Genomic DNA, 15,529 nt, shown 5'->3' on the forward strand with positions numbered 1-15,529 from the left:
GTGTCAGGACGAATTGAATATACAAGGGTATTTACAGAATCAAATTCAGCTTTTTTTATAATATCCAAAGAGTCTTGAAAATCCTGATCTGTCTCTCCGGGAAAGCCGACAATAATATCGGAAGTTAACGCAACATCCGGAATCTTTGAATAAATTTTATCAACTACTCTCAAATAATAGTCTCTGTCATATTTGCGGTTCATTGCGGCTAAAATTTTGGAGCTGCCGGATTGGATCGGAAGATGGATATAATGATTTATTTTAGGCGAATTCGCGACAGCGTCGATTATATCGTCGGTAAAATCTTTTGGATGGGAGGTCATAAAGCTCAACCATTTAATCTGTTGTAACTCGTGGACTATTTTCAAAAGGTCGGAAAATTTTTCGCCTCTATCCCCCTGCCATGAATTAACATTTTGTCCCAACAAAAAGACTTCTTTGTATATAGATTTATCCAGCGTTTTTATCTCATCTATAACATCTTTTACCGGACGGCAAATTTCTCTCCCTCTGACATAAGGGACAATACAATAAGAACAATAGTTATTGCAACCATACATTATATTAATATAAGCTCTCGGAATTTTGGCTCGTTTCGAGGGGTGTATCCCTCTTGGGATGCAATCATCACCAAAGAAGGTTATAGTCTCTTTTTTTGTTTCTACCTCTGACAGAAGATTTCCAAATTCTTCGATGCCGGAAGGGCCCATTACTAGGTCAACAAATGGCAGTTTTTTTAAAATTTTTTCTTTTTCATGTTGAGGGATACACCCGCAGATACCTATTATTAAATCGGGCTTTTCTTTTTTTAAGCCTTTTAGGTCTCCTAAGAAACCGTACGCTTTATCTTCCGCCTTTTGGCGAATAGCGCATGTGTTGACAAGCACCAAATCAGCAGATCTATAATCAGTTGTTTCTTGATATCCTTTTGTTTCAAGGATGCCTGACAGGATTTCCGAATCGTTGACATTCATCTGGCAGCCATAGGTTTTGATGTAATATTTCATATGCAATTTTTACCTTTTTTATTACGATTATTATTAATGGTGTTACCATATTGACAATCAATGTTATAAATGTCATCATTTAAATGAGCGGTAAGTCCACTAAAGGTTGTCTGAGGTGCTTTCTTCCATCTGGTGGTTATGAGCCTCAGCATAAAGAACTTTTAGGGCTCGCTCTTTTTTATTATAAAAACTGTTCATTAAATTTAACTTTATCTTTAAAAACAGTCAGCCAACCAAAATCTTGTTTTTCGTAGCTTCTAAAAATGCCCCAACTGAATAAATCTACAGCTTGTATGCCTTTAGAATCCCAGGAGTTAACATGTAAGATATTCAAAGGAACTTTTGGGTTAAGCCTGGCTTGAAGGTGTCCAACTATATAAGTATTAAAGTCTTTAATTTGTTCAGTTCCTTTTGATTTATCCACAATCAAATCAACTTGATTGGTTGCATTCTCAAATTTAATTTCATCTAAAACTTTCCTGGCAATATAATTATAAATTCTTTCTTTTTCTTCAATTAGTTTACTATAAACTCTCTTTTTGTTTAATGTAAGAGAAAAAATCGCAAAAGGCAAGCCTTTCATTAATTCATAAAAATATTTTTTTATTCCAAAATTTGTCGCTACCCCTTTTAATTCTTGAATAAAGCGTTTTTTATTCTTTTTGTTATTTAATTTCCGTTTTAAAACCTTTTTTACGCAGTTTATAAGTTCTCTATTGTTATCAATACCTTTAATGGCTAAAATCGTAATAGTAAAAAACTTTGAAGGTTTTCTATTTATAAAATCAAACCCCAAATCGCCACTTTCATCTAAGTATAAAAACCACATTTATCTTTACTCCTTACTTTACGGTGTTTTTTATCTATCTATTTTTTCATAAATGAAAGAACACACTTTACAACCCTAATTTAATTATATACCAATCAGGGCGCACTTAACAGAAAACAGGAAAAGGCAAAAAATGCTAAACTGTATTATAATACAAATATAGTGAAAAACTGGTTAATTTTAACTATATTATTTATCCCTTTAATCTTCTCCTTTGGTTGTGGAGCTGGCGATGATGATTTATATATTAGAGGAACAATTACCGGAGAAGTGGTGGCTATTCCTAACTCCATGAAAGATATTGCAGTTAACATTTATAAGTTGGAGGGAATTGGCGATACAACGGGCTCAGATCACCTAGAAGACGATTACCGAGCTTTTGGTTTGTGATGGAATATAGTGGTTTTCTAGCTTATAGAGGAAAAATCAGCTATTTGATAGTACCAACAATTGAATCACATAGTTATATATCATCAAGCGCTGAAGTTGCTTTTATCCCCACATCACTAATTGCAACCTTTGAAGAATCAATGCCCGATGATACCGTCTTAAAAGGCTATGATTTTGATACCATCATCTCCTTCAAATAAACAACCACGAGCTTATCCTCATCTTTCGCAAGATATTGCAATACAAAATCAGCCTTTCATTCCCAAGGTTTGCTATAATTTAATTAATGAACAAAGTGTGCCGCACTAATGCCTTTTTATCCCATTCCACCCGCTTGACAAAATCGCTTTAAGAGTTGAAGATATAGATAGATAGCGGGCTTGTTGCATAATAGTAGTTTTTGCAATTTGTCATCCCCGCGAAAGCGGGGATCCACACGAGAATGACCATTATGCAACAGACCATAGTAGAAAAAAATGAAAAAGCTCATTTGGTATCTGATATTAATCGTATTGTTGTTCTCCTTGTCATTTGAGGCAAAGTCTTTTTCCTCCGATGATAAAACAAAAAATATCAAGGTAGTAACCTCTTTTTATCCAATGTATATAATGGCAAAAAATGTTACAAATAACATACCAAGCATAACAGTCCAAAATCTTACCCCACCTACAACAGGCTGTTTGCACGATTATTCAATAACCACTGATGATATGAAAAAATTGACAGAGGCGCAAATATTGGTTATCAACGGCGCGGGAATGGAGTCTTTTCTTAACAAGGTAACAGCTCAATATCCAAAAATAAAAATAGTAAAACTATCCGAAGGGATCCCGCTTATAAAAGGAAATGAAGGGGAGAATCCTCATGTATGGGTCAGTGTTTCGGATGCTATCTCCCAGGTGAAAACCCTTGAAAAAGCGCTTGGGAAATATGATCCAAAAAATAAAAAAGGATATCAAAAAAATGCCGCAAAATATATTGCAAAGCTTGAAACTCTCAAAAGAAAAATGCACAAAGAACTTGCGCCCTACAAAGGAGCTTCTATTATTACATTTCATGAAGCATTTCCCTATTTTGCCCGTGAGTTTGGGCTAAAAATTGCTGCCGTCGTGGAAAGGGAGCCAGGAAACGAACCTTCCGCCAAAGAACTGGCTGACACAATTAAACTTATAAAAAAACACAAGATAAAAGCTTTATTTAGCGAACCGCAGTATCCCGCAAAATCGGCAAATATAATTGCCAGAGAGACAGGATTAAAAGTATATATTCTTGATCCCGCGGTCACAGGTTCTGATGATAACAATACTTATATAAATATTATGGAAAAAAATCTTGCGACTTTCAAAGAGGCGTTTAAATAACAAATGAACCAGGAAACATGTTTACATTGCTGCACAAAAATAGAAAATCTTACCGTAAAGTTTGATGATACAGTCATTGTCGAGAACTTCAATCTGCATATAAACTGCAAAGAACTTATTGCTGTTGTAGGGCCAAATGGCACAGGCAAAACAACATTATTAAGGGCAATCCTTGAAGAAATTCCATATACCGGAAGCGTGCATTACAGGGTCAAAGGGAGTTTGGATGAAAAACCTATGATAGGATATGTGCCGCAAAAGTTGCACTTTGACCTAGACAGTCCCATCAGCGTTTCTGATTTTGTGGGGATTTCAATCTCCAAAACACCTATCTTTGCGGGCATAGGACCAAGGCTGAAACAGCAAATACAATCAACTCTTTTGCAATTTGGAGTAACTCATCTTATGGATAAAAAGATCGGCGAAATATCAGGAGGAGAAATGCAAAAGATTCTCTTGTCAATCGCAATGAGGCCGATTCCAAACCTTCTTTTACTTGATGAACCAGACGCGGGAGTCGACACTTACGGACTCTCTTTATTTTACAAAATTATAAGCGATTTAAGAAAACAACATGACATATCAATTATCATGGTAACCCACGATTTGGAAGGAATATCGGCATACGCGGATAAGATAATTACTATGGGGCATAGATCATGATGTTTGAATGGATGAACTATTCATTTATGATAAACGCATTGGCCGCTGCGATTATTGCCGCACCAATATTTGCCATCCTTGGCACAATGGTAATAAGCAACAAAATGGCTTTTTATACAGATGTAATCGGGCACAGCACACTAACGGGGATTGCGATAGGCGTTTTGTTCGGCATAACTGATCCGGCATGGTTCATGGCCCTGTTTCTGGTCTTTCTCGCAATAGGCATTAATTATTTCAAGACAAAGACAAAAGCATCTGCAGATACAGTGTTGGGCGTCTTCTTTGCCTTTGTTGTGGCTCTCGGCATAGTAATTTTAAGCAGGAACGGAGGATTTGCCAGATATACTTCATATCTGATTGGAGATGTTTTGACAGTAAGTCTGGAAGAAATATATATCCTCGCAGGCCTTCTTTTTTTAACCATAGCATATTTTTTCATTGCCTCAAATTCGCTCTATCTGATAAGTATAAACAGATCTTTAGCTATGACACGAAAGGTTAATGTTTTTTGGGCCGAAACAAGTTTTACGATATTACTAGGGCTTGTTGTGGCATTTTCAATAAAAATGGTGGGAATATTGATAATTAATTCACTAATCATCCTTCCCGCGGCGGCGGCAAGAGTTCTAGCAAAGGATATAAAAAGCTATACTTTTTACAGTATAGGAATAAGCGTAATAAGTTCGATACTTGGGATAATATCTTCTTTTTATATTGGAATAGCATCAGGCGCAACGATTGTCCTTTTTGCCTCAGCAATATACGCCCTTTCTGTTATGTCAAAAAAAATATTTAAATAGGCGGTAAATTGTTAGGCTTTTATCTTAACTTTCTTTTTTATTTTTTTTCGAAATAGTGCGGGAGTTTGTTTAACATTTTTCTTGAATATCCTTATAAAAGATTCACTATTTAGATAACCTAATTTATCTGAAATTTGTTCAACTGAATACCCCGTATTGCAAAGTAATTCCTTTGCTTCTTTTATTTTTAGATCGAGTTTAAAATCATTAAATCCCCGACCTACAATTTCATAAAAGATACGGCTCAAATATTTGGGACTAAAAAAAACAATTTTAGCGGCATCCTCAAGAGTAACTTTTTTATCTATATTCTTTAAGACATATTCTTTTACCTTTTCAATTTTTGATTTAACATCAACTGCGGAAATATCAAAAGTTCCTTTCTTGTAAACTAAAAAATTTCTAATCAGGCTCTTTGTTTGAGGAACATTGACAGGTTTTTCTATATACTCATCAGCTCTTCCCTTTAGGGCATCAATTGCAATATCTTTACTGCTAAATCCTGTAAGAATTATTATTGGAAGTTTAGGAAATTCTTTTTTAATTACTTTTAAAACCTGTGTCCCTTTCTCCCCCGGCATCATCACATCCATAATTACAAGATCAATCTGATTGGGTTTTCTTAATATCTCAAGAGCCTCCTTGCCACTTTTTGCATCAACAAAAGAATATTCATCAAAACATTCCATGAATTCTTCCTTAAAAGTATAATCATCATCAACTAATAAAATATTATATGCCAAAATCATCCACCTCCACTTACTAAAACGGTCTCTCTTTTAAATCAACTTAACCCCGATTATTCATATCTCGAGTAATGTTTGACAATTTGTTAGTTATTGATTCTGGTGTGAGTAATCGGGGTTAATTCAAGATTAATAGAATTCTGCCATAAACCGTGAATATTACAATAACTTCCAGCAAAAACAATTCCTGGTTTGTCGGTTTTAAAACTCAAACTGACTTCATGATGAGTGTAAATACTACTGGTATCCGGCCCATCTACAGATTCACCGTGAGCACAAAACAAGGCCTTCCCTATTTCATAAGGAAACTTACTCCCTTCAGGCTGGAAATACAAAGCAATCCAACGAATATGATGTTCGGTTTTATTAGGATGAGCAATCTCTTTGCCTACAGTAGCTTTTACTTTAAAAAATTCACCCTTTTTTACAAAACCTTCAATCTCTATTAATGGCACATGCTTTTCTTTTTTCCAATCGGCGCTTTGATACAACTCTTTTAATTCATTCATCATTTTATCCTCCTTATAAAATTATTAATCTATTCGTATCTATTCTTTTAATTCTAAAAGTTGTCGTATCTCGGCAATATGTTCTTCTTCATCAATAATAATATGCCTAAGCTCATGTTCAAGTGTCGTAAACTCATATTTTAACTTATCTTTTTCATCATTGATCTTCTTGTATATCTGTTTATAAAAATCAACAGCATCCTTTTCCCCTTTAAGATTTACTTCAAATATATTTTTTGCCCCATTTGCAACATGAGTCTCAGCTATCTTCATGCTGGGAACTCCATAAAGATAACTCCCTATCATTTTTCTAAATTTATCCTCATGCTCTTTTTCATCTCCCGCAATCTCTTTCAACCTTTCCACCAGCTTTTCTGAATTTAATCCATCAAGCAATTCAGCGTGTGATAAATATTGGATCCTGGCAGCATGTTCCAACTCCAAAGCGCGATTCATCATTTCAACCAACTCTTTTTTTATGTTTTCCATTATATTCACTCCCATTTTTTTGCTTTATTCAAAAAAGAACTAATGTTCGCAGCACCTCCTAAATCAATATATTCCCGCAACTCTTTTGCAACAGTTTCATTATAAAAAACCATCAGCAGTATAATAAGATTGTAGTTCTGTATAAAATTGACTTTTTTCTACTGGGCTATACTCGCCTTGATTATTCATATTTAGAGGCGATAGTTTCTATTTTATTTACAAATCTTTTAATAGGCTAAAATCCCAATTATTATATCGGAATAAATAATCGGGGTTCAGCAAGTTATAAGTTCATTAATTTTAGATAAAAGGAGATTCGGATCAAACGGTTTATTTAATACAAAATCAGCTAAAAAGACCTCCTTCTTATCTGTCGCCCCATTTAAAGATTCTTTATCTAATAAACTATCAAAGATAGGATTGCCGGTAATGGTGATTATTTTTGTTTTAAGCCCTTTACTTCTAGCGATTTTTAAAATATCTGTACCGCTTATTTTGGGCATCTTAATATCCAATAAAAGCAGATCATAATTATTTTCAAGCAATCTATCAAGTCCTATTTCAGGATCAGTAAAAGCATCTAAGTCAAAGCCTTCTTCTATCAAAAGATTAGATAATTCTTTAACCATCAGTTCATCGTCATCAATTAAAATAATTTTTTTATTCATATTTCTTGTCTCAATAAAGGGAGCTGCACTGCAAAAACCGATCCCTTATTTTTTTGACTTGATACTTCTATTTTTCCACCATGTAAAGAGACTATCTGATAACAGACCGAAAGGCCCAATCCTGTCCCGTTAGTTTTTCGAGTAAAAAAAGGCCGTGAAATTTCACTTAAATCATCGGGATCTATTCCAATCCCATTATCCAGAATAGAGATCGTCATATTATTTTTCTCCTTGCTGTATGAGCCTTCTACTTTAATTATTCCTTTTTTCTCCGGCAATGATTCAAATGCATTATTTAGAATATTAACAAATAGCTCCTTGACTTGAACAGGATCTGCCACAAACAATATCTTTTTTAATTTTTTGTAATCATGACTAACTTTAACTTTCCATCCCGTAAATTTTGCGACAGATTGAGCTATTGATTCTTTTATTATTTCACCAGCATTGACTTCTTTTAAATGCGGCTCCTTAATTCTGGAATAAAATAAAAGATTGCTGATAATCTGTTCGGAATCAACTATCATCTTATCAATGTTGGCAATGTTTTCGGCAATTATGCCTGATTTATCTTTCCTCTTAATATTATAAGCTGCCAACCTAATAACCCCTAACGGATTTCTAAGCTCATGAGCCACTGTTGCTGCCAAGGCACCTATATCTGAAAGCCTCTGAAGACCTTGCTCAAAACGCTTACGATCAGTAATATCACGAGCAACATGGATACTACCCATAAATCCCTTTTTTTCATCATAAATCGGCGTTGTGCTTATAAGAAAATATCCTCCTAATTTTGGCTCATAAACCTCTGCCATACACTCTTTAACGCTACAACAAGTTTTTGTATGAGGACAAAAAGCGGGTGCCTTATAGAGACCATGTACAGCTTCATAACAATACTTACCGATAGCCTGATCTTTTGTCATATGAATCCGATCCGCCATAGATTTATTTATTTGGCTAATGCGGTAATCCGGACCTATAATTGCAATTAAATCAGGAACAGTATCAAAAGTCATAGCCCATTCATCTCTTGCCCGTTTAAGCGCCTCTTCATATTGCTTACGTTCAGTAATATCCAAAACCATTCCAACGGAACGAACTATTTTCCCTTTTAGATTCTTAATGTGTTCACATTTTTCTTGCACCCAACGAACCTCCCCTGAATTCTTACAAATAACCCTATGAATAATTTGATATGAGTCTCTCCCCTCACGAAGAGAACTTACATAGGCATCATCAACAGCCACACGGTCATCAGGATGAACATATTCAAGAAAAGCCTCATAAGTAGCTTCAAATTCTTGGGGTTTAAGACCAAAAATTCTATATACTTCATCAGACCAGGTCAATTTATTCTCTTCAATATCCAGTTCCCAGCTGCCTAAATGCGCAATCTCCTGCGCCTTTTTTAGTTGACTCCCCAAATTTCGACGCCCCTTACTCATCATACAATTATTTTATCATACTCTATAATCGAAAGCTTAACCCCGATTATGATAATCGGAATTAAAACAAAAGTATTAAATTTTTTATAATCAATTGGATTAATTCCTCAAAACATTTATCTATAGATTTTTTTCTGCTTTCTTTTTTGTTCCGGAAATTTGTGATTATCTCAACTTGACTATTAACTTGTATATTTGTAATTCTCATATTGATCCTCCTCCAAACAGTTTCTGATTTTTTATTATCGCTTGTATGGAAAAACAAAAAAATGGATTATTTCATCACAATCTAGACTTATTTAACCCCGATTATCATAATAGGGGTTAGTTTCTGGTTTTATCGTGAATAATCGGGGTTAAATAAGTAGATAAGAAGCTCCTCATTACTATAATAATAGGGATTTGCATAATACATCCAAAAAAGAAATTAGATGTTGGTAGAATTTGAGGCCATCATCCTACTTTGCAAGTTTTGATGCAATAGCAGCCACGTGTTTACCCTGAAACCTAGCCGCTTCAAGTTCATTGCGAGTTGGCATACGTTCTCCCTCGCCACCTGCAATAGTAGATGTCCCATATGGAGATCCACCGGTTATTTCATCAACTCTCATCTGACTTTTAAAAGAGTATGGAAGACCAACTATTACCATTCCATGATGAAGCAAAGTAACATGAAAAGTTAAAATAGTAGATTCTTGCCCACCATGTTGGGTCGCACTACTTGTAAAAACACTCCCTACTTTGCCAATTAAAGTCCCCTTAGCCCAAAGCCCTCCTGTCGCGTCAAAAAATTGTCTCATTTGGCCGCACATATTGCCAAACCTGGTTGGTGTACCAAAAATAATTGCATCAGCCTCTGCCAATTCCTCTACGTTACAAACAGGAACTTTCGCAAAAGCCTTCTTAGTCTCCACAGCCCCCATTTTAGTCAAAATTTCAGTAGACAATGTTTCAGGCACTTGCTTTAATTCTACATCGGCACCTTTGACTTCACGAGAGCCTAAAGCTACAGCCTCCGCCAAACGATAAACATGACCGTACATTGAATAAAAAACAATGAAAATTTTCATATTCTTAGCTCCTTCCAATTTATATTTATAAAAACAATACTATTTTAATAATAATCTATGAAGAAAAACAATGAAAAAATCAATAGTTTACTGACTTTTTTCCCACAAAAAATAAATCTTTCGAGAAGACAAAAAATGTCGTATAATTAAGTGGTAATTTGTTTTTTCGTCTTTACAAACTACAAATTACAAACTATTAAGCTTGGCCCTATAGTCTAATGGCTAGGACGCGACCCTCTCAAGGTCGAGATACGGGTTCAATCCCCGTTAGGGCTATAAATTTTTATGAAAAATTTTATTTGGTCTCTGATATTAATAGTCTTTTTGATCCCATTGTCATTTATGGAAAAAAATCTTGCAACTTTCAAAGAGGCGTTTAAATAACAAATGAATCAAGAAACATGTTCGCATTGCTGCACAAAAACAGAAAATCTTACTGTAAAGTTTGATGATATAGCCATTATCGAAAATTTTAACCTGCATGTAAACTGTAAAGAGCTTATTGCTGTTGTAGGGCCAAACGACACAGGCAAAACAACACTATTAAGGGCAATTTTTAAAGAAATCCCATACAGCGGGAATATTTATTACAGAGTCAAAGGCAGTTTGAATGAAAAACCTACGATAGGATATGTGCCGAAAAAATTGCACTTTGACAGGGACAACCCTATTAGGGTCGCTGATTTTGTTGGGATTTCAATTTCCAAAACGCCGGTCTTTATGGGTATAGGTAAAAAGATTAAACAGCAAATACAATCAACACTTTCGCAGTTTGGCGTAACTGATCCGTCATGGTTTATGGCCCTGTTTCTGGTCTTTCTGCATCAGGCGCAACCATCGTCCTTTTTGCATCCGCGATATACGGCTTTTCTGTTAGGTCTACAAAATATTTTAAGAATAGGGGTGAATAAATATGCCATTTTGGGATGACAAAGAGTTGCTTAACGAAACCTCTTTTTTATCAAGTAGCGCGAGCGAGTTCGTAAAACAGATGGATAGTAATTATATTTTTGAATTTGTCGCAAAACAAATCTGCAGACTGGAACCTGATTCAAGTATAATCATAACAGAATTTGACCCCTACAAAAAAAACATACATATAAAACATGTAGTCGCAGAAGAAAAAAGGCTTAAAATTGCAAGCGAACTGTTAAAACAAAATTTAAAAAACTTTGGTTTTAAAATAAACACAACCGATTTTATCAATCGGGTAGACAGGTTTGGTCTTAAAGAATCAAAAAACCTCCATGAGCTCGCGTTTGGTAAAATTCCAAGCATTATATGTTTTGCCATAGAAAAAGCAGTAAATATCAAAAGAATATATTCCACCCCCTTTGCCTTAAAAAAGGGGGATATATTAGGCAGTGTCATTATTATAAAGCATACGGATTCACCGCTTAACCATGAAAATGCGCTAAACGCATTGATTAACCAGGCGGCTGTGGCTCTGCAAAAATGGAAAGTGCAAAAAGAACTTGCAAATGCAGAGAGAAAATACTACCAGATATTTGAAAACGCTATAGAAGGCATTTTTAAATGTGCGCCAAACGGAATTTTTTTAGACGTAAATCCCTCTTTTTGCAGGATGCTAAACTATGAATCCGCAAAAGAATTTCTGGGTTCTGTAAACAATATAAACAATTTAAACAAGACACTTCTTGAAAAAATATTAAAACACAAGGTTAATTCCATTTCTGATCTTGAAGAACAGCTCCTTAATAAAAACAAAAATCTTGTCTGGGTTTCGATGAATATAAATATAATAAGAAACGAAAAAAATAATGTACTTTCATTTGATGGAATGCTAACTGAGATCACCACGCGAAAAAAATTTGAAGAAGAGCTGAAAAAAGCAAAAGACAAGCTGGAATTGGAATTAAAAATAAAAACAGACCATCTTATTCTTGCAAACAAAGAATTAAACGATGCTAAAAGGCTGTCGGAAATAGGAAAGCTAGCCGCAAGCGTGGCGCATGAGCTTAGGAACCCTTTAGGAGTTATTTCCATCGCTATTTTTAACATAAGGAGAAAGGCAAAAGACGAAAGACTTGAAACACATTTCACAAATATAGAGAAAAAAATATTGGAAAGCAACCATATAATAAGCAATCTGCTTAATTATTCAAGGCTTAAGATACCTGCATATGAAAAAACCGACATTTGCAAGCTGATTAATGAATGCGTGGATTCCGCGCAAGCAAGGTTTAATGAAACAGGAATAATGGTCAAGGTTTCTCGTCTTCCGATGAAAGACATATCAATCGAAATTGATCCTTATCAAATAAGAGGGATTTTAAATAATATTTTAAACAACGCCTTCCAAGCAATCCCACAAGATACGGACAAAATAGGTGAAATAAAACTTGATGCGCAAATAGATGGAGATAAACTTTTAATTTCTGTAAAAGACAATGGATGTGGAATTGATAAAGAAGATTTGGAAAAAGTTTGTGATCCATTTTTTACAAGAAAGACAAAAGGGACGGGACTTGGGCTGTCGCTTGTAAAAGAGATTGTAACGCTTCACAACGGAACAGTTGAGATAAAAAGCAAAACAGGGAAAGGGACAAATATGACAATAGCACTTCCTTTAAACAAGACGCACGTGTTGCAAAATGACTCCAAAGATACTCCTACATAACAAGAAAAAAAGTCAATTATAAGTGGCTTATGCCTATGTTTATGCCTATCTAAAAATGAAATAATGATTTTATTAAAAGGAGGAAATCATATGAAAAATATACTTAAAATTCTTGTTTCTTTTGTTGTTATTTTTGTAGCTTTTATGCCGGCGTTTTCAGACCAGTTTCAATTTTCAGAACAGGCTCAGCCTCAAGTTTTAGATAATACTAAAACCCCAAAAATAGGCGTAACTGCAGGTGCCAATTATTCAAATCTTTATGTCAGCGAGGTAGATTCTGAAAATGCCAAAGTAGGTTTTCATGCGGGGCTTTTTTTTACAATCCCTCTTTCTGAACGAATTGTTTTGCAGCCAGAACTTTTATATTCAACAAAAGGATCAGAACTCACATATACAACACCTGTAAGTGGCACAGCTTCGTTATCATTAAATTATATAGATTTGCCTATTATGTTTATTATGTATCTTTCTAATAATTTAAATATACAAATAGGTCCTTATATCTCCTACTTGACCAGCGTATCTGTTGAAAACAAGTCTGGAACATCTAGTTTTGCTGAACAGTTAAGTCTCAGCAATTTTCAATCTTTTGACTATGGGGCTATTGCAGGCATAGAATATGCAACGGATTTTTTCTCTATTTATCTTAAATATAATTATGGATTGCTTAACGTGGGAGTGCCACAGGAATTTTTTGGCACTACATATTCTTTTCCTAATGCAAAAAATTCAGTCGCTCAGCTTGGGGCCAGTATTAGTTTTGGGAAATAACTCATAGCAAAAAGGAGGATGAGAAGTGAAAAAAAACATAGTTTTTGTAATTGTTTTATTTATTATTTTTTTTGGATCGGAGTGCCTTGCATACAAGCCAGCCATTATGGGTGGAATAAGGAGTGGTGCTGCATTGGGGCTAATGTTTGAAAGCAACATTACAACTAGTGCAACTTTAAGATTGGGAGTTGAAGGCAATACATCAGATACATCGGTGCTTGCTTTTATCGGAGGAAAATGGTTTCTTCATGAAGTAAGCAGCAGGTTCCCGATGTTTTTAAGCGGTGGTATTGTGGGGTATCTGGGAAATTCTTCAAATGTCGGTCCATATATTTCCGTTATTTTCGAACGGTTTATAGATGTGTCACCTTTGTTTCTGGAGTTTGGTATAGATATGGTTAATTACGGAAGAATGCAACTTCAGGTCGGATATTATTTTTGATACAAATGTTAATAATAGGAGAAGTAATATGCTTGAAACTATTGTAATAATTTTGCTTGTTTTATGGCTGTTGGGCTTAGTCACAGCAACTACTATTGGTGGTTTTATTCACATTTTATTAGTCATAGCAATTATAATGATATTGATTCGAATCATTAAGGGTAAACCAATAATATAAAAAAGGAGGTGAAAAAATGAAGAAATTTATTATTTGTCTAGTTGCTTTTGCTTTTGCAATAGGTTTTGCCAATATATCTTTTGGGCGAACCATGGCAGAAGAAATGGAAGCAGTCAGAGATTACTTGAATGTTGTGGATGCGAAGTTGGCTACTGCCAAACAAGCCCACGACAACAAAAGAGTTGATCTCTTACACGCTGAAAAAGCTGCAACCTTGGCTCGTTGGAATAAGCTAAAGGCTTCTATGGTTACTCCAACTCCTGAACCAAAACCAGTTATTATAAGAATGGCTACTCCCGAACCTGTAGTTGTAATAGTTCCTAATACAAAAGAAGCAGGGAGGGGCGTTGCGCTTTATCTTAATGGCGGACTTGACGCTGGGCTTATCGGTTATGCGGCTAATCTTGATTATGATTTATCTGGATTACCTGCGCCGGGTATAAAGATAAGGTTAGGAGCAAATTATCTTTCAGGCACGAATCCTAATGGAAGTGACATAGTGCAAGCTGCTTCTGCGAAGGTTGGCTTTATTTATTATATTTCTCCATATCTATCAAATGGGGAAGTGCCTCTTTCGTTTTATGTAGGAAGTGCTTATCTGGTTCCGGTAAAGGTTAATAATGGCAGAACAGGAACAAGTCATCAGTGGGGATTGGAAGCGTATCTGGGCATAAACTATAGCATTATTGAAATGGGTATAATTAATTTTGAAGTTGGTTATAGTGGCCTTAAGTATGCTGAAGATCAGCCAGCGTTAAAGGGTTTGGACATTAAGCTTGGATATGGAATCACATTTTAGCATCTAAGCTTTTAGAAGCGATCGTTTTTTTATAAAGCCGGGATCTAACTTTTTTAAGGAAACATGAAATCTTAAAAATGATTAGATCCCGCGTTTTTTTCTAAAAATATCGTAATTTCAATTCTTTATAATCCAGAAAAAGCTCCATAGCTTTAATTTTAACGCCAGTGACATGACCGAGCCATATTCTCGCATCTGTATCATCTAATTCAGCCATCAACCTAAGCAATTTTATCGTTGCTATTGGGCTAAACAAAGCATGTATATTCCATAATATTTCCTCCAACTCTACTTCTGTTGCCCTTCCCATGCCCCAAGCATCCTGATCTATGTAAACACCTTGGCAAAAACCCTCTTTAGTTATACTAAGCTCTTTACATTTTAAAATATTTTCTTCTATAACATCTAAAGCCTCTTGAATAAACGGCTTAGAATAATCCAAGATAAGCCCCAGATGTTTATATAATGACCAAATTACAATCCAATTTTGTGATTGGGTAGCCAACAAAACTTTTTTCCTTGCAGCCTTTTCATATATAGATTTTATTATAAGATATGCAACATAGTTTTGAAGCCCTTCCTTCTTATGCCCATCAGCAATTGCCGCACCTTCCATCCAGATAAGTTTATATTGCCGATGGGTCTTTCTCAACAATCCTTCTTTAACAGAAAAATCAGCTTCAATAGCAGAAAGCCCTCCTACCAATTTATTTTC

At 35.1% G+C, this 15,529-nt stretch carries 18 protein-coding genes, 1 tRNA gene and 1 pseudogene; 11 read left to right on the top strand and 9 right to left on the bottom strand.

Going from position 1 to position 15,529, the window contains the following annotated elements; genetic code table 11:
- Both A2290_00270 and A2290_00275 read right to left on the bottom strand, forming a co-directional pair.
- The coding region (locus A2290_00270) for a tRNA (N6-isopentenyl adenosine(37)-C2)-methylthiotransferase MiaB (protein ID OGC16204.1) at window positions 1-974 on the bottom strand (974 nt) is incomplete at its 3' end.
- Window positions 975-1,188: 214 nt separating this feature from the next.
- Window positions 1,189-1,836, bottom strand: coding sequence for a hypothetical protein (locus tag A2290_00275; GenBank protein OGC16205.1), 648 nt, complete (start codon window positions 1,834-1,836; stop codon window positions 1,189-1,191).
- A 162-nt stretch (window positions 1,837-1,998) separates the two neighbouring features.
- Here A2290_00275 and A2290_00280 point away from each other — a divergent pair, with 162 nt between their 5' ends.
- The 5 genes from A2290_00280 (at window position 1,999) to A2290_00300 (ending at window position 5,053) form a co-directional block, all read left to right on the top strand.
- Window positions 1,999-2,226 (top strand): hypothetical protein, encoded by a 228-nt coding sequence (locus A2290_00280; GenBank protein ID OGC16206.1) that lies wholly within the window; start codon window positions 1,999-2,001, stop codon window positions 2,224-2,226.
- Window positions 2,226-2,426 carry a hypothetical protein gene (locus tag A2290_00285; protein ID OGC16207.1) on the top strand — a complete coding sequence of 67 codons (201 nt, stop codon included), beginning with the start codon at window positions 2,226-2,228 and terminating at the stop codon, window positions 2,424-2,426. Before A2290_00280 ends, A2290_00285 begins: the two co-directional genes overlap by 1 nt.
- A gap of 276 nt (window positions 2,427-2,702) precedes the next feature.
- Window positions 2,703-3,587: a metal ABC transporter substrate-binding protein gene (locus A2290_00290; protein ID OGC16208.1), complete on the top strand. Its 885-nt coding sequence runs from the start codon at window positions 2,703-2,705 to the stop codon at window positions 3,585-3,587.
- A gap of 3 nt (window positions 3,588-3,590) precedes the next feature.
- Window positions 3,591-4,250, top strand: a complete 660-nt coding sequence (locus A2290_00295) for a hypothetical protein (GenBank protein ID OGC16209.1) — start codon at window positions 3,591-3,593, stop codon at window positions 4,248-4,250.
- On the top strand, window positions 4,247-5,053 hold the full coding sequence (locus tag A2290_00300) for a hypothetical protein (GenBank protein OGC16210.1): 807 nt from the start codon (window positions 4,247-4,249) through the stop codon (window positions 5,051-5,053). The genes A2290_00295 and A2290_00300 overlap by 4 nt, the downstream gene beginning before the upstream one ends.
- Window positions 5,054-5,064: 11 nt before the next feature.
- On the opposite strand, the gene A2290_00305 is transcribed toward A2290_00300, so the two are convergent.
- From A2290_00305 to A2290_00330, 6 genes are all read right to left on the bottom strand, one after another.
- Entirely contained in the window at window positions 5,065-5,802 is a 738-nt protein-coding gene (locus tag A2290_00305; GenBank protein ID OGC16211.1) for a hypothetical protein, read from the bottom strand.
- A gap of 83 nt (window positions 5,803-5,885) precedes the next feature.
- Window positions 5,886-6,308 carry a Neelaredoxin gene (locus A2290_00310; GenBank protein ID OGC16212.1) on the bottom strand — a complete coding sequence of 141 codons (423 nt, stop codon included), beginning with the start codon at window positions 6,306-6,308 and terminating at the stop codon, window positions 5,886-5,888.
- A gap of 39 nt (window positions 6,309-6,347) precedes the next feature.
- Window positions 6,348-6,797, bottom strand: a complete 450-nt coding sequence (locus tag A2290_00315) for a hypothetical protein (GenBank protein OGC16213.1) — start codon at window positions 6,795-6,797, stop codon at window positions 6,348-6,350.
- Window positions 6,798-7,072: 275 nt separating this feature from the next.
- Window positions 7,073-7,465, bottom strand: coding sequence for a hypothetical protein (locus A2290_00320; protein ID OGC16214.1), 393 nt, complete (start codon window positions 7,463-7,465; stop codon window positions 7,073-7,075).
- Window positions 7,462-8,916, bottom strand: a complete 1,455-nt coding sequence (locus tag A2290_00325) for a hypothetical protein (GenBank protein ID OGC16215.1) — start codon at window positions 8,914-8,916, stop codon at window positions 7,462-7,464. The genes A2290_00320 and A2290_00325 overlap by 4 nt, the downstream gene beginning before the upstream one ends.
- A gap of 455 nt (window positions 8,917-9,371) precedes the next feature.
- Window positions 9,372-9,983, bottom strand: coding sequence for an NAD(P)H:quinone oxidoreductase, type IV (locus A2290_00330; protein OGC16216.1), 612 nt, complete (start codon window positions 9,981-9,983; stop codon window positions 9,372-9,374).
- Between the two features lie 204 nt (window positions 9,984-10,187).
- Between A2290_00330 and A2290_00335 the strand changes: the two genes are divergently transcribed.
- The 6 genes from A2290_00335 to A2290_00360 all read left to right on the top strand — a co-directional run bounded on the left by A2290_00335 (window position 10,188) and on the right by A2290_00360 (window position 14,814).
- Window positions 10,188-10,259 (top strand) — tRNA-Glu (locus A2290_00335).
- 111 nt (window positions 10,260-10,370) lie between these two features.
- A complete protein-coding gene (locus A2290_00340; GenBank protein ID OGC16217.1) occupies window positions 10,371-10,913 on the top strand; it encodes a hypothetical protein in 543 nt (180 codons plus the stop codon).
- Complete coding sequence (locus tag A2290_00345; protein OGC16218.1) at window positions 10,897-12,624, top strand: hypothetical protein; 1,728 nt, start codon at window positions 10,897-10,899, stop codon at window positions 12,622-12,624. The genes A2290_00340 and A2290_00345 overlap by 17 nt, the downstream gene beginning before the upstream one ends.
- 90 nt (window positions 12,625-12,714) lie before the next feature.
- Window positions 12,715-13,395 (top strand): hypothetical protein, encoded by a 681-nt coding sequence (locus A2290_00350; GenBank protein ID OGC16219.1) that lies wholly within the window; start codon window positions 12,715-12,717, stop codon window positions 13,393-13,395.
- A 25-nt stretch (window positions 13,396-13,420) separates the two neighbouring features.
- Window positions 13,421-13,837, top strand: a complete 417-nt coding sequence (locus A2290_00355) for a hypothetical protein (protein OGC16220.1) — start codon at window positions 13,421-13,423, stop codon at window positions 13,835-13,837.
- A gap of 194 nt (window positions 13,838-14,031) precedes the next feature.
- Window positions 14,032-14,814 carry a hypothetical protein gene (locus tag A2290_00360; GenBank protein ID OGC16221.1) on the top strand — a complete coding sequence of 261 codons (783 nt, stop codon included), beginning with the start codon at window positions 14,032-14,034 and terminating at the stop codon, window positions 14,812-14,814.
- Between the two features lie 100 nt (window positions 14,815-14,914).
- Here A2290_00360 and A2290_00365 read toward each other — a convergent pair.
- Window positions 14,915-15,529, bottom strand: a pseudogene (locus tag A2290_00365) (hypothetical protein).

The organism is candidate division WOR-1 bacterium RIFOXYB2_FULL_36_35 (assembly GCA_001771505.1).
In the GTDB taxonomy this organism is placed as follows: domain Bacteria; phylum Margulisbacteria; class WOR-1; order XYC2-FULL-46-14; family XYC2-FULL-37-10; genus XYB2-FULL-36-35.

Excerpts from the sequence above, each read along its gene's own strand:
- A2290_00275 (OGC16205.1), bottom strand. The coding sequence starts at position 1,836 with ATGTGGTTTTTATACTTAGATGAAAGTGGCGATTTGGGGTTTGATTTT.
- A2290_00285 (OGC16207.1), top strand. The coding sequence starts at position 2,226 with ATGGAATATAGTGGTTTTCTAGCTTATAGAGGAAAAATCAGCTATTTG.
- A2290_00290 (OGC16208.1), top strand. The coding sequence starts at position 2,703 with ATGAAAAAGCTCATTTGGTATCTGATATTAATCGTATTGTTGTTCTCC.
- A2290_00295 (OGC16209.1), top strand. The coding sequence starts at position 3,591 with ATGAACCAGGAAACATGTTTACATTGCTGCACAAAAATAGAAAATCTT.
- A2290_00300 (OGC16210.1), top strand. The coding sequence starts at position 4,247 with ATGATGTTTGAATGGATGAACTATTCATTTATGATAAACGCATTGGCC.
- A2290_00305 (OGC16211.1), bottom strand. The coding sequence starts at position 5,802 with ATGATTTTGGCATATAATATTTTATTAGTTGATGATGATTATACTTTT.
- A2290_00310 (OGC16212.1), bottom strand. The coding sequence starts at position 6,308 with ATGAATGAATTAAAAGAGTTGTATCAAAGCGCCGATTGGAAAAAAGAA.
- A2290_00315 (OGC16213.1), bottom strand. The coding sequence starts at position 6,797 with ATGGAAAACATAAAAAAAGAGTTGGTTGAAATGATGAATCGCGCTTTG.
- A2290_00320 (OGC16214.1), bottom strand. The coding sequence starts at position 7,465 with ATGAATAAAAAAATTATTTTAATTGATGACGATGAACTGATGGTTAAA.
- A2290_00325 (OGC16215.1), bottom strand. The coding sequence starts at position 8,916 with ATGATGAGTAAGGGGCGTCGAAATTTGGGGAGTCAACTAAAAAAGGCG.
- A2290_00330 (OGC16216.1), bottom strand. The coding sequence starts at position 9,983 with ATGAAAATTTTCATTGTTTTTTATTCAATGTACGGTCATGTTTATCGT.
- A2290_00340 (OGC16217.1), top strand. The coding sequence starts at position 10,371 with ATGAATCAAGAAACATGTTCGCATTGCTGCACAAAAACAGAAAATCTT.
- A2290_00345 (OGC16218.1), top strand. The coding sequence starts at position 10,897 with ATGCCATTTTGGGATGACAAAGAGTTGCTTAACGAAACCTCTTTTTTA.
- A2290_00350 (OGC16219.1), top strand. The coding sequence starts at position 12,715 with ATGAAAAATATACTTAAAATTCTTGTTTCTTTTGTTGTTATTTTTGTA.
- A2290_00360 (OGC16221.1), top strand. The coding sequence starts at position 14,032 with ATGAAGAAATTTATTATTTGTCTAGTTGCTTTTGCTTTTGCAATAGGT.